The following is a 12,851-nucleotide window of genomic DNA, read 5'->3' on the forward strand; positions in this document are numbered from 1 at the left end:
AAATGCCTTGCTCGGTGAGGGCTTGTTGGTTAACCAAAAAGGCTATAAAGCCCCAAAAGCAGTAAGTGGAAGCAGTGCAACTTAAAATTGCTATGTCCCTTAGGGTCTTTGTGGCGTATGATGGTCCCGATAAATAGGGTCTGCTGATAAAATAAAAAACGTTTTTGATGTGCTATTAAGCGGTCTTTTTCTTAAGATTAAGGAAGACTAAGTGCAAGGAAATATGGCAAATCGGACCAAAAGGCGTGCACCACGCAATGAATATACGAGCCCCAATCAGCTGTCGATTACAGGTTTTGAGACCCCGTTCCATAACCAACTTGACCCGAACAACCGCTGGGTGCTGCTCAGTGCACAGATCCCGTGGGACGATCTGGTAGGCCTGTACAACAAACACCATCCAGCCAAACAAACGGGAAGGCCCTCGCTGAACCCCAGGGTGCTGATCGGTGCGGTGATCATCAAGCATATCCTCAACCTTGATGACCGGGAGACGGTAGCCCAGATTACCGAAAACATGTATCTCCAGTATTTTCTGGGCTACAGCTCCTATATCAGGGAAGCGCCCTTCGATGCCTCGCTGTTCGTGGATATCAGAAAGCGTCTGGGAGGGGAACTGATCGCCGAGATGAACGGGCGGATCCATGGATTTTCGATGGAAAGGAGGACAAAGAAGATAGAGAAAGGGAGTAAAGATAAAGATGGAGCAGGGGGATCACCTCCAAACAACAAGGGGGAGGTGCTGTATGACGCGACGGTCTGTCCGCAGGATATCGCCTACCCGACCGACCTTGGGCTGCTCAACAAAGCAAGGGAGATCACCGAGGCCATCATAGACGAGCTGCACAGGAAAGCCCGGCAGGGCAAGAAGCCGAGAACCTACAGAAGGGTAGCGCGGAAGAACTACCTGAAGGTAGCCCAGAACAAGAACCCCTCGAAAAAGACGATCCGCAAGGGGATAAAATCACAGCTCCAATACCTTTGCAGGAACTTTAAGACGATCGAAAAACAGCTGGACAATTTTGATGTCTTCCCTTTGGACCACAGGACACAGCGAAGCTATTGGATCATCGGGACACTTTATGAGCAACAGCTATGGATGTTCGAGCACCGCAGCCATCAGGTAGCAGACCGGATAGTAAGTATTCACCAGCCCCATGTACGGCCGATAGTCCGTGGAAAGGCCAGGGCCAGGACGGAGTTCGGGGCGAAGATCCACCTTACGCTTGTGGACGGCTACTCTTTTTTGGACACAGTATCATGGGATGCCTTCAACGAGGGCAGCTGCCTGACCGATTATGTGGAAGGCTACCGGGAAAGGTTAGGTTTCTATCCGGCCAAGGTGCTGGCCGACAAGATTTATTGTAACCAGGAGAACAGGAAGTGGCTGAAGGAAAAAGGGATAAAACTGGCGGCCAAGCCCTTGGGCAGGCCACCGGCCAGGGCAGTGGAAAACCACGTAAGTCCAGGAGAGCGGAACCCGATAGAAGGGAAATTCGGCCAGGCAAAGAACGGTTACGGCATGAACCGGATCAGGGCAAGGCTGAAGGACACCAGCCAGTCGTGGATTGCCTCGATTATCCTAGTGCTCAACCTGGTCAAACTGGCCGGGGAGGCACTCCTGTGCCAGTGTTTTTCAGCAAGAGGGATCTCCAAATACGACCTTTTCCAATGGCTGGATATATTCCTGGCCAATTTTATAACAAAAAACCAGTACAGGCCACAACCTGTACTGGTTTTACATAACTTAAATGGCTGAGTTTTTCAGCAGGCCCTAAATATCGCTTGATCCCCTAAAATGGCCCCTCATCATGGTGATGAAAACTTTCATTTGTTAGTAATCGTTTATCATTTTATGGGCAAAAAGAAAAAAGATAAGCAACCAGAAGAATCCGTAGATTGGGATGTAAGCGAAGGATTCGGTGGAATTCCAAACGATATCGACCTGACCAAAATTATCGGCTGTGCTTCCAGCAGTGGGAAAAAGTATAAATCGAGTAGGAAGCAAAGATAGGGAGCGACCCTAACTTTGCTGTCCTCTCACACCACCCAGCGTACGTGGGTCGTACTGGGCGGTTTCTTTAAATGTTTAACGTAGTTTTCCTTGAGGCTGTATAGGCCTATAGTACCGAACCATTTCAGGTTCATTGCCTCATGGGCGGCAGGGGTCACTGATAACCTGTACCATCCCTTCGAAATTCCCGCAGTCGCCCAACTCCTGTTCCATGGTACGCCAAGGCGGTGTAGGAGCTTTGCCATCGTAAATGCCCGCTTACATTGCTTAAGACGAAAACACCTTATCCTGCGGTTAAGCCAACCTTCTATTGCCTTTAATCTTCCGATCATTTGGGCATTTTTGAAGTAGTTGAGCCACCCCCTCAGGATGGGATTGAGCTCCTTCACCAACTGTTCAAGGCTTATCCCCCGATTTCGTTGGGTAAGTTGCTTGAGCTTTGCTTTCAGCCGTTGCTCGCTGGTCTTGCTAAGCCCCAACCTGCCTTCGATCAGGATGCTGTGGCCAAGAAAATTCAGCTCGTATGGCCTGCTTATCTTGCTCTTTGACTTGTTCACTTTCAGCAGCATACGCTGCTCTATGAACGCTGTGAGACTCGATAACACTCGCTTTGCAGAGGGTTCACTTTTGACCATAACGATCAGGTCGTCTGCGTAGCGTACAAAGCGGTGGCCACGTACTTCCAGTTCTTTGTCCAGTTCATCCAGTATAATATTGGAAAGAAGTGGGGATAGTGGACTGCCCTGGGGCATGCCTTTTACCCCTTGGCTCACCAGTCCGTCTTTGAGCATACCTGCCCGAAGGAACTTGCCAATGAGCTTCAGCAGGGTTTTGTCTCCAATCCGTGTCCCCAACAACCACATAAGCCTGTCGTGGTTCACTGTATCGAAGAACTTCTCCAAGTCTATATCTACTATCCAGTCCCGGCCTTCTGACACTTCTTGACCGGCCTGTCTGAGGGCATCATGTGCCCCTCGGTCTGGCCTAAAGCCGTAGCTCCTGTCCGAGAACGTGGGATCGTAGTGTAAACTTAGTACCTGACTGATGGCCTGCTGTACCAGCCTGTCTTTGGCCGTGGGAATCCCAAGGATTCGTACTCCCCCATTGGGTTTGGGTATCTGTACCTCACGTACGGATTCTACCCGATACTTACCCGTGATGATTTGCGATTGGAATTCATGGTAATGACTTGAAAACCACTGCCGTAACTCCTCCACACTCATCCCGTCAATTCCTGCACTGCCCTTGTTGGACACTACTTGCCGCAGGGCGGCAACAAGGTTTGAGGGGGACACTATCTTCCCCATCAATTCCTTGGTCAAGGCTCGTTCTTCCGTGCACCTTGACAACCACTCTCGCCTAACCTTGCCGCCTTGATTGCAGAATACGTCTGCTCCCTTGACTGCACGGACGCTCGACCATTCGTCTAGGCCTGCTAGACTCATCTGACCGATTATACGTTTTCCTGCTTTCATTGTGGTTGTTGCAATTTGTCCGGTAACTGCTCCTTGTTTAAAGATTTGGCCCTTCGCTCCACTCCCATTACAGGAGCTTCCTCACTACTATGGCCGCTGCTGACTTCTGATAGCCTCTCGGATATACAGACCTCCCGTGTTAAGCTAAACATCACCTACTTTATACTACTGGATTTACCTCCTTGAATTACGTTTGGACTTCGGACTTCGGTGTCTATTGCCACCTCATCCTCCAAGTAGGCCTTATATCCAGTTCTTATTCATTAGGACAAAGCTTTGTTTTAGGCTTCTTTCAGATTTTGGGTCACCCCAAACACCCTTGCCCTCAACTAATGGTTCGTGCCAACCCGCCCATAAGGGACTTAAACCCTCCTGATGTTTAGCATGCACGGCAAACAAAAAAGGAGGACTAAACGGTCCTCCTTTTCTATATCATCCTACTTCGAATTTAAGCTTGCGGCTTTCCGTCAGGATAGAAGTGATTCACATCTCTTTGAGGAAAGGGAATTTCGATATCATTGGCTTCGAAGGCCTCTTTCATGGCTTCCATGTTATCGAAATACACCGGCCATAAATTAGCCGCATCGGTCCAAACACGAATGACCAAATCCAAGGAACTGTCGCCAAAGTTATTGAAAAACACGACTGGGGCAGGATCTTTATGTACCCGCTCATCCTTAGCAAATACACCCAAAATGATCTCTCTGGCCTTCTTTAGGTCGGTACCATAAGCCACACCTACATTGAAGTCTGCCCTTCTGGTAGGTTTATTGGACATATTGATAATATCCGAATTGGCCAAGGCTCCATTTGGGATGACGATATCCTTATTATCAAAAGAATGCATTTTAGTGTACAGGATATCGATGGATTCTACTACTCCCAGATGTCCTTGTCCTTCTATGACATCTCCTACTTTAAATGGCTTGAAGAGCAAGATCAGGACACCTCCGGCAAAATTGGCCAAAGAACCTTGCAAGGCCAAACCAATGGCCAAACCGGCAGCACCGAGAATCGCCACAAAAGATGTCACATCAATTCCTACTGTATAGGCAATGGTCAAGAAAAGTAGAATATAGAGCACAGCACTTACTACGCTAACTAAAAAATTTGTCAAAGACGGATCTGGATTTCTGGTCGCAATTACTTTTTTAACGGACTTCAGAATAAAACTGATAATCATCTTACCCACGATATAGATAAGAATAGCATAAAGTATACTGGGTATAATATCCCATAAGAGCGCTACGCCCTGATCATACATTGACTGTAATGTTTCTGCATTAAGATTTTCCATAGGTTATAAAATAAATAGTTAAAAACGTAGATTTATATAAAGTTTAGAGCTGCAAATAAACAGCCAAAGGATGATAAAATGATTAAGACTTCTTAATTTAAATGAAATTAGATAAATTTTAAAGCATAAATTGGACAATTGTGGGTGAAAAAATCATTATGCTGGATAAAACAGGCTTAATATCCAAAAATGTTTGTCCGTATACCACTATGAACGATTCGGTACCCTAAATTGGTTAACGTAATAAAGCGGGCAAGTGCCGTAAAAGGATAAGATAAGGTAATTTGCAGGATTTAGCGTATTTTTGCCCTATCTCATTGCCCAAAAGACACCAAAAATATATGTCAACAAAATCAGCAAAAATACTCAAGGACCATCAGCTCCGCGTAACCAGTTGCCGCAGGGATGTATTGGACACATTCCTCCATAAAAACATTGCCTTGTCCCATTCTGATTTGGAAGAAAAGCTAAAAGAGAATTTTGATAGGGTGACGATCTACAGGACCCTCAAGACTTTTTTGGACAGCGATCTTATTCACAAGGTGCTGGATGATACGGGGGTGACCAAATACGCCCTCTGTCACCATGATGCTGCAGAAGACCACCATGATCACGAACATGTTCATTTTAAATGCGATGTCTGTGGACAGACCCAATGCATAGCGGAAACTTCCCTACCGCAAATTAACCTTCCCGATGGCTTCATCATCAAGGAAAAAAGCCTATTGGTGCAAGGCACCTGCAATAAATGCAGCAACTAAACTTCCAAGGGAGGAGCAGGTTCTTTGGTTTTGGGACCATCCGAAGGCCATATGACTCCTGGTGGCAAGTCGATTTTGGGAGGATCAGTGACTTCTATGCCTCCATCACCATCATCGCTGCGGTTTTTCCGAGACCCATGGGCTGGTCTGATCATCGTCATTAAAAAATACACAAGCAGGACATAAGCGACCCCAAAAATAATCATATCTACTACCATTATGCTCATGCGCTTAACCTTTGATGATGGTTTATAATTTACAAGAAATATTAAAATAAGTCAATAGCAGCACCCAACAATAGGTGACGTACGAAGGACAACACAGTATTTAGCGTAAAAATGCTCTTTCTACGGTTACTGGAAAAGTATGGCTCGATAGTCATCCTAAGTGCTTGCCTGTTTGGCAGGAAGGCAATCGAAGGAGAGCGTATGGCCTCGCTCGCTGACCGCAATAGGAGGGCGCTCAGCCAAACTTCCCTCATTTCAATACTATAGCAACTCTAAGCTCATTAAACATCTCGGAATTTATCCCTCCGGCCATATGGTATGACCCTCCATAGCACCGCTAGGGTAAGGCCATTCGTAAAGCCATCAACGCTAAAAAGACAAAAATTTTCAAGGCTATTTCCTGATCCATTTGTTAAATACCTCATATCATCAGATATTTGCCGTTCGAAAAACTTGTGTCATGATCGTAAAAACCAAAAAATATAAACTCGAAACAGGAACGTATGTTAAACTGGGAATGAAAAATGTCCTTAGAGAGCAATGGTGGGTGGTACTCATTGCCATTGCGATTGGATGTGGCTATTTCTGGATTGCTTCCTGGTGGTGGATCAGCATGGCTTTTGTAGCCCTGTTGCTCTATTTGTTGTTTTGGGTTATTCAATTTGCTGGCGTTAGCCAGATGGAACAAAACAAAGTAATGTTCGAGAAACTGGCCTATGAGATCGATAGCCGCCAGATCCTGATGAAAATAAATACCAAGCAAGGCATGCCCATCAACTGGGGAATGATCAAAAAAGCGGAAATCAATAAGGATGCGTTTGTGCTGATCATGTCAAAAGCCCAGTTCGTTCATTTACCGTTTAAGATTTTCAACACTGAAAACGAGCGGAAATTTATCGAGACCATCCTGAAGCGTAAAGGGCTCGTGCAAGGATAATTTCCGAATCAAGTAAGCACGTATGCTGCAGTGGCTTTTAGTGTGGCTTTCTAGCACTTACCTCTGTTGAAGCGCATCGATGTTATAAAAGCAATCCCTGTGGAAAACCGAGTTATCCACAGGGATTGTTGGTTTATGGCCTTAGGTTTTCAGCGAATAGCCATTTTCATAATCATAATGCAGCAACTCCTCTGCCGCTGCATCCTGCCCAAACGTTTGCTTTGCAGGATTCCAGCGAAGCTGACGGCCTAGCTTATTGGCAATATTCCCAAGGGTACAAACCGTACACGTACTGTGCCCAATCTCTACTGACGCAATAGGATCCTTTCTCCTGATGACACTCTCAATGAAGTCCAAGTAATGCGGATGGGCGTCCACGTTTGATTTTTTGGCTTCCGGCACGACCAATTCCGGATCTGAAGCTTTAAAACCACCCCTGGAAACCTGTATCCAGCCCTTGTCACCAATAAAGCGTACGCCGCGTGTATCACCATCAAAAGGCTCGGCGGTCATGACAATCCCATTTTCATAGATAAACGTCAGGGGCTCATTTTCCTTTTCAGGCCTGATTTCCACGGGGCCATGCCGATCCATCCCAATGCCCCACTGGCCAATATCAAACATGTGCGCGCCCCAGTCGGTCATCAAGCCACCACCGGTTTCCCAATACCATCGCCAGGCAGCCCATAGCTGTTCATGTTGGACAGGGTCTACCGTGATGGGAGGATTTAGTTCATGGTTATAGGGCACTGGCTTAATCGGCCCGAGCCATAAATCCCAGTTCAAATCGGATGGCACTTCCTCTTTGGACAGGTCAAATGGCTTGGGAGAAGTAGGTGTACCGACATTGGCCTTGACCTGTTTTACCTTTCCGATATGACCCTTCTGGACCATTCTGACGGCATATTGAAAATTATGTTCAGAGCGCTGCTGGCTGCCCACGGCCAAAACCACACTATTATCCCGAACCGCTTTGACCAATGCCTGGCCCTCCTTAATCGTATAGGTCAGCGGTTTTTCCAAGTATACATCCTTTTTGGCTTTACACGCATCAATCGCCATCAGGGCATGCCAAAAATCAGGAGTCGCAATGACCACTGCATCCACATCCTCTCTGGCCAACAAATCTTGATACCGCTCATACACGGGAATGTCAGCTGGGGATTTGCCATAACGTGCAGAAACGGTCTGTTGGAAGCGCTCTCGCTTGACGCCATAAACATCACATCCGGCGATGATTTCCACATGCGGAATATTCATCATCCCCTGCATGATGCCGTACGATTGCCTGCCCAGGCCAATGAATCCAAGCCGAACAGTGCTGATTCCAAGCGGGGAAAATGAAGGTTCTTGTGATTTGCCAAGGCCCAGATGCGGCAAAAATGAAAGCCCTAGGGCGCTGAGGGCGGAGGAGCCCATAAATTTTCTTCTGGAAAGTCCAGCTTTCGTGTTTTTATCCATGAATATTTCGGGTTATTAGTAGGTTTACAAAAATAATTCTCCCAAAATAGCCTTATCCCATGGATTTATCAAGCACTCTTAAAAGGCAGTTTCAATTTCAAACTTATCAATGGTAAAAAACATGCGAGCTCCCATCTCAAAATTCCTACCTGGAGCCGCTTTTATACTAATCTGTTTGCCTTCATCGTCTTCAAGCTTTACGATTTGGTGATCACCATAAAACAATACCCTTGTCACTATTCCACTAAGGGGCTGTTCGGTACTTTTCTTTATTTTGGCATCTTCAGACCTGAAAAGGATTTTTACTTTATCGGTATAGCTTGCAGAGTCTGGATGGGGAATAAAACCAAATCCAGCATAAAACCCATCCTCCGTCGGCGTGGCCAAAAGCTCATTACGCTTTCCGAAAAAATTTGCCACATAGGCATTTGCCGGCTTCTTGTAAATCTCTACAGGTGTCCCCACTTGCTGCAAAATCCCCTTATGGAGAATAGCAATGCTATCGGCCAAGGACAAGGCATCCTTCGCGTGATGGCTCGCCACGATCGCCGTAATCCCTGTCGCTTTTACGATATCCCTGATGTCTTCACTGATTTCGTTCTTGAAGCGGGTGTCCAAGCTGCGAAAAGGGTCATCCAGCAGTAATAGCTTTGGCCGGGAAGCCAGTGCCCTGGCCAGCGCGGCACGCTGTCGTTGGCCAGAGGAGAGCTGATGTGGATAAGCGCTAAAACTATCTTCCAGTCCCGCCAAAGCCAAGCTATCCATGGCGATTTGTCGGGCATTGCGTGATTCTTGGTGCAGGGCTTCCCGGACATTCTCCAATAGTGTCATTTGTGGAAAAAGCGCATATTCCTGAAAAATCACTCCAACCTCGCGCTGATTCGCAGGAAGGGCGGATTTACCATTCACTATCGTCTGACCAGAAAAAACGATCTCTCCCTTATCCGGGTGCTCCAGCCCTGCTATCAGCTTCAGCAAGGTGGTCTTTCCAGAGCCATTTTCTCCCACTATGGCTTGGACACTTCCCTCCTCAATTTCCATGTGGATATCTTTCACCGCAAACTGCTTGGTCTGCGGAAATTTCTTGCTGATGCCATGTAGCTGGAGTAAACTCATTTTCGATAAGCTTTGGGTTAGGAAATCGCCTATTGAGGTAAATTTAAAGGTATTTATCCGATTGGACACATGAATTTATAAAAGAAAAGGAAGGTGAGGAACTGATTTGCTAAAGCTTTAGGATATTATCTGTGTTTATTGGTGCTCATCCGTGGCAGAACAGGGAGCAAGCCTTGTTTCTGGGAAGATGGATTTTGACATGTTCTTGTGAAAGAATATTTCACACCGTATAAAACGATGGTTTTCCGCTATCCGCACGAATGGGTTTTAGCGGGAAGTTGTGGGGAATAGGAAGGGAAATGCGGCTAAAACCCGCATTATGCATTAGCCTATCTACACCACGGTGCACAAGTATTGCGACCTGAAACTACTTCAAAATCACACGATTAAATGCTGTTTTCGATTCTACCTAGCGGCAGAAAGGTTCACCATCCGCCGCGGCGGATGATTCAATCTCCAAACAGCCTGATTTCCTTGTAGTTTCAGTTCTCATAATGATTCCTAATGCAAAAAGCGGGTTAAACGGAAAACGTTGGATGGGCAAATTTTCCATGGGCTTCACCCATGGCTAAGAAGGTATCGCCCCTCTGGGGCTAGCTTTCGAGTGAATATAATGCTAGCTACAAAATACATTATATCCTGTACTTTGGCTCTCCCCAGATTACTCTATGGCGTAGAATGTGATCAAGCGATGATAATGGAGTACTTTTACAAGGGCATTACAAATGCCCTGCCCTACAGTCCACATTTCAAATGCGGACTAGATGATTATCGGAACAATGATAAATTCCTTTATGTCCAGGTTACAGCCTCCACTTGGTGCCTTTGGGACGTTGTGGCATTTTTATTTATCCGGGGTTTTGCCATTAAGTAAAACTGGCAGTCCCAAACGTTGTAGCTTGATCCGAAATCTAGCTCGATAGTCATCCTCGGCGCTTGCCTGTCAGGCAAACAAGGAGTCTAAGGATGGCACCAAGTCTCGACTCCCTGGTCTCAGTAGGAGGGCGCTCGGCCTTACATCCATTACATTTGATAAACAAACATTTCCCAATGGCAATGGAAGTTTACCTACTCCAAGTACTCCGGAAAGACATCATTGGTAACCTTCGGCTAAATCCACAGCTAAATGAAGGTTGGGCATAGTTTCGCTGTAGCTAAAGCATCTTATCTGTGTTTATTGGTGTATATCGGTGGCAGAACAGGGAGCAAGCCTTGCTTCTGGGAAGATAATAAATGTGAAGTTAGTGGTAGTAGTTTAACGCTAAAGCACTATAAATAAAAAATTACATCCTTCTCATTTTCAATTACTTATACTTATCCACATTTTTCAAAGCCTCCTTTTTGCTGAGCGGGGCCAAATCGGTGTTATCCACAAATGTTTTTACCCATTTGGGATCTGTTTTACTGTACTGGCGAAGGATCCAGCCTATGGCCTTGTTGATAAAAAATTCCTTGGAACCCAAAAGCCGGTCAATCATATCCTGAAGGAGCTGTGTATCCAGTTTATCTTTATAATTATGCTGAAAAAGCAGTGCCGTTCGCTGGAGCCAGATATTGTCCGTCGCCATCCATTTATCCACATAGGGTTGGATTTCCTCCGGATACACCCAAAAATAGTTGCCCACCAATTTTACGGCGATAAAATCCACCGTATCCCACCAGGATTTATGCACAATCATGTACTCCAAGAGGTCAATATCCCCCTTTTCGGGTTTCTTGAAATACTTCCACACCAGTTCCTGTGCAAAAAGCTGAAATTCACGCTCGGGCATATGCCAAAGGACCTCCACAATTTCTCCCAGCTCATGTTTTGCGGGTAAGGCTGCCTTTTCCAGAAAGGGCTTCTGCAACTTCCTCCGCAAAGGGGTCTTCAGACCAATAAATTCAAAATGATTCTTCATGTAGGCCTTTTGGCCCTTTGCGATGACACTGTTCCCGTGTCGTCGAAACTCATTTTCGAGGGTGCGCAGGTAGACTTTCATTCCTAAAAATAGGAAAAGAATCCATCTGGTATTCTGTTCATCACCAAGAATATTTCAACGACCCTGTAATTTGATTCCATACCAAAAGACTGCGCATAACCCAGCTTATCAAAAGGCACCCTTATGAGTCAAAGCCTGTTGGATATGGGCCAAATGATGCTTGCAATGCCAACTGTACATGCTAGTGGTCGTTCCCAAGTTCATTTCCTGACGGTGTTGGGGATGGTAAAACGTCCGGTGGAGTTGCTTTTCATCCAAACTATTCAACAGCACGGCCCAGCGACGGTGGATGCCCGATATGATCATCAGCGAATCCGACACCTCATCCATATTGGCGTCAGGAAGTTTCGCCCAGCGTCCCTCATAATACGGCTTGATACTCGGGGTGTCTTCGGTCAGCGCCAACTTAAACCGCATAAAACTGTTCATGTGACTATCTGCGCAATGATGTACCAATTGCTTAATGGTCCACCCATCGGGGCGATGAAGCCAATTGAGCTCTTCGGCACTGAGGTTTTCGGTAAGGGATGAAATTTGGGCAGGAAACTGCGCTATATCACTGATCCAGCTGGCCACATCTTCCATGGTGAATTTTATATGCTCGTGGTGCTGGCCAATGGGGTATTTTAATTTTTCCAGTTCTTGAGGATTCATAGGATATGCGTGTTTATGGTTATCAAAATAAAAGCGATGCCCACAGATGCCCTTAAAGCATCAAGGCTTAAGTGAAAATTACAAATTACTGGCCAATAGCGAAGCCTTTCGCTAAAAAATTATGGTCTAAGAAGGATTCTGCCTGGCAGTCGTCAGGGGCAATCGCCGTTTATAGCTGAGGATCGAGTACTTTCGAAAATTCATTGCAGCAAGGCTAGGGATGACTTTCAAAGCTTTTCCACAGCCGATCGAATTCTTTTTCGAAGGCCCTGACCGTGTGGATATCTTCCAATAACACGATGTTTTCGAAATTGGCAGATGCGGCCGAACGGGTCCAATTGTAACTTCCCGTCAGGACTTTCTTCTGATCGAAAATGGCAAATTTGTGGTGCATGTGCGCCGGACTGTGGTCTGTCTGAACAGCAATTCCCGCTTGCCTAATCCGCTCGATATCCGAGCCAAGGTCAAAACATTTCTCATCATCAGTCAGTACCTTGACCGTCACCTTGCGCTGATGCGCATGGATCAATTCGTCCGTAATTTGATCATCGCTAATGGTAAAAACACATATGTGAATAACCGAATGTGCCAGCCTTATTTCCCGCATAATGGCCTCTCTGCAGGCATTTCCGGGGCTGAAAAACACATCTGCACTGGCTTGGGCGGTCTCTTTTTCCTGCAAAACCTTGACCGCTTCATAAAACCAAGTGATAAGATTTTCCGTCTCCACATCCTTGGCCTTGGCCTGCACCATCTGGCAAATATCGGCCATTAACACCTGACGGTCATGCGTAGTGAGGTCGGTCAGATACGACTTAATTTCCCGCTTCTCCGAACGAGACAAGGCATGGTCATCAAGGCTTTCCTGGAATTCGGCTAATAGATGTTGAAAACTGCACATAGAGTAAAGATAAAAATCTATAATGT

The 12,851-nt window shown here is 46.1% G+C and carries 12 protein-coding genes; 4 read left to right on the forward strand and 8 right to left on the reverse strand.

All coding sequences use genetic code 11. From position 1 onward, the window contains the following. The first annotated feature begins 223 nt into the window (after positions 1–223). Positions 224–1,759: an IS5 family transposase gene (locus ECHVI_RS04910; RefSeq protein WP_015264848.1), complete on the forward strand. Its 1,536-nt coding sequence runs from the start codon at positions 224–226 to the stop codon at positions 1,757–1,759. A 96-nt stretch (positions 1,760–1,855) separates the two neighbouring features. Next, positions 1,856–2,014 (forward strand): hypothetical protein, encoded by a 159-nt coding sequence (locus tag ECHVI_RS23825; RefSeq protein ID WP_015264849.1) that lies wholly within the window; start codon positions 1,856–1,858, stop codon positions 2,012–2,014. A gap of 26 nt (positions 2,015–2,040) precedes the next feature. On the opposite strand, the gene ltrA is transcribed toward ECHVI_RS23825, so the two are convergent. Together ltrA and ECHVI_RS04925 are read right to left on the reverse strand one after the other, a co-directional pair. Further along, a complete protein-coding gene (gene ltrA, locus ECHVI_RS04920) occupies positions 2,041–3,459 on the reverse strand; it encodes a group II intron reverse transcriptase/maturase (RefSeq protein WP_157501223.1) in 1,419 nt (472 codons plus the stop codon). Between the two features lie 478 nt (positions 3,460–3,937). Beyond that, the gene (locus ECHVI_RS04925) at positions 3,938–4,786 is read right to left on the reverse strand and encodes a mechanosensitive ion channel family protein (protein WP_015264852.1); all 849 of its coding nucleotides are present in this window, start codon (positions 4,784–4,786) and stop codon (positions 3,938–3,940) included. 341 nt (positions 4,787–5,127) lie between these two features. On the opposite strand from ECHVI_RS04925, the gene ECHVI_RS04930 reads away from it, so the two are divergent. Next, a complete protein-coding gene (locus ECHVI_RS04930; protein ID WP_015264853.1) occupies positions 5,128–5,547 on the forward strand; it encodes a Fur family transcriptional regulator in 420 nt (139 codons plus the stop codon). On the opposite strand, the gene ECHVI_RS04935 is transcribed toward ECHVI_RS04930, so the two are convergent. After that, a complete protein-coding gene (locus tag ECHVI_RS04935) occupies positions 5,544–5,774 on the reverse strand; it encodes a hypothetical protein (protein WP_041738327.1) in 231 nt (76 codons plus the stop codon). The two genes, ECHVI_RS04930 and ECHVI_RS04935, sit on opposite strands and share 4 nt — an antisense overlap. Positions 5,775–6,234: 460 nt before the next feature. Here ECHVI_RS04935 and ECHVI_RS04940 point away from each other — a divergent pair, with 460 nt between their 5' ends. Beyond that, the gene (locus ECHVI_RS04940; protein WP_015264855.1) at positions 6,235–6,711 is read left to right on the forward strand and encodes a YcxB family protein; all 477 of its coding nucleotides are present in this window, start codon (positions 6,235–6,237) and stop codon (positions 6,709–6,711) included. A gap of 141 nt (positions 6,712–6,852) precedes the next feature. Here the strand turns inward: ECHVI_RS04940 and ECHVI_RS04945 are convergent, their stop codons facing one another. From ECHVI_RS04945 to ECHVI_RS04970, 5 genes are all read right to left on the reverse strand, one after another. Next, positions 6,853–8,172 (reverse strand): Gfo/Idh/MocA family protein, encoded by a 1,320-nt coding sequence (locus ECHVI_RS04945; protein ID WP_015264856.1) that lies wholly within the window; start codon positions 8,170–8,172, stop codon positions 6,853–6,855. Positions 8,173–8,250: 78 nt separating this feature from the next. Further along, entirely contained in the window at positions 8,251–9,288 is a 1,038-nt protein-coding gene (locus ECHVI_RS04950) for an ABC transporter ATP-binding protein (protein WP_015264857.1), read from the reverse strand. 1,304 nt (positions 9,289–10,592) lie between these two features. Next, a complete protein-coding gene (locus tag ECHVI_RS04960) occupies positions 10,593–11,270 on the reverse strand; it encodes a DNA alkylation repair protein (RefSeq protein ID WP_015264859.1) in 678 nt (225 codons plus the stop codon). A 108-nt stretch (positions 11,271–11,378) separates the two neighbouring features. Then, positions 11,379–11,924, reverse strand: a complete 546-nt coding sequence (locus tag ECHVI_RS04965; protein ID WP_015264860.1) for a YfiT family bacillithiol transferase — start codon at positions 11,922–11,924, stop codon at positions 11,379–11,381. Between the two features lie 214 nt (positions 11,925–12,138). After that, the gene (locus tag ECHVI_RS04970) at positions 12,139–12,825 is read right to left on the reverse strand and encodes a phospholipase D-like domain-containing protein (RefSeq protein ID WP_015264861.1); all 687 of its coding nucleotides are present in this window, start codon (positions 12,823–12,825) and stop codon (positions 12,139–12,141) included. Positions 12,826–12,851: the final 26 nt, after the last annotated feature.

The sequence above is a fragment of the Echinicola vietnamensis DSM 17526 genome (assembly GCF_000325705.1).
Classification (GTDB): Bacteria; Bacteroidota; Bacteroidia; order Cytophagales; family Cyclobacteriaceae; genus Echinicola; species Echinicola vietnamensis.

What these genes read in the sequence shown, in the direction of transcription:
- ECHVI_RS04965 (WP_015264860.1), bottom strand. Translation starts at nt 11,924, where the DNA reads ATGAATCCTCAAGAACTGGAAAAATTAAAATACCCCATTGGCCAGCAC.
- ltrA (WP_157501223.1), bottom strand. Translation starts at nt 3,459, where the DNA reads ATGAGTCTAGCAGGCCTAGACGAATGGTCGAGCGTCCGTGCAGTCAAG.
- ECHVI_RS04910 (WP_015264848.1), top strand. Translation starts at nt 224, where the DNA reads ATGGCAAATCGGACCAAAAGGCGTGCACCACGCAATGAATATACGAGC.
- ECHVI_RS04940 (WP_015264855.1), top strand. Translation starts at nt 6,235, where the DNA reads ATGATCGTAAAAACCAAAAAATATAAACTCGAAACAGGAACGTATGTT.
- ECHVI_RS04925 (WP_015264852.1), bottom strand. Translation starts at nt 4,786, where the DNA reads ATGGAAAATCTTAATGCAGAAACATTACAGTCAATGTATGATCAGGGC.
- ECHVI_RS23825 (WP_015264849.1), top strand. Translation starts at nt 1,856, where the DNA reads ATGGGCAAAAAGAAAAAAGATAAGCAACCAGAAGAATCCGTAGATTGG.
- ECHVI_RS04930 (WP_015264853.1), top strand. Translation starts at nt 5,128, where the DNA reads ATGTCAACAAAATCAGCAAAAATACTCAAGGACCATCAGCTCCGCGTA.
- ECHVI_RS04960 (WP_015264859.1), bottom strand. Translation starts at nt 11,270, where the DNA reads ATGAAAGTCTACCTGCGCACCCTCGAAAATGAGTTTCGACGACACGGG.
- ECHVI_RS04945 (WP_015264856.1), bottom strand. Translation starts at nt 8,172, where the DNA reads ATGGATAAAAACACGAAAGCTGGACTTTCCAGAAGAAAATTTATGGGC.
- ECHVI_RS04935 (WP_041738327.1), bottom strand. Translation starts at nt 5,774, where the DNA reads ATGAGCATAATGGTAGTAGATATGATTATTTTTGGGGTCGCTTATGTC.
- ECHVI_RS04950 (WP_015264857.1), bottom strand. Translation starts at nt 9,288, where the DNA reads ATGAGTTTACTCCAGCTACATGGCATCAGCAAGAAATTTCCGCAGACC.
- ECHVI_RS04970 (WP_015264861.1), bottom strand. Translation starts at nt 12,825, where the DNA reads ATGTGCAGTTTTCAACATCTATTAGCCGAATTCCAGGAAAGCCTTGAT.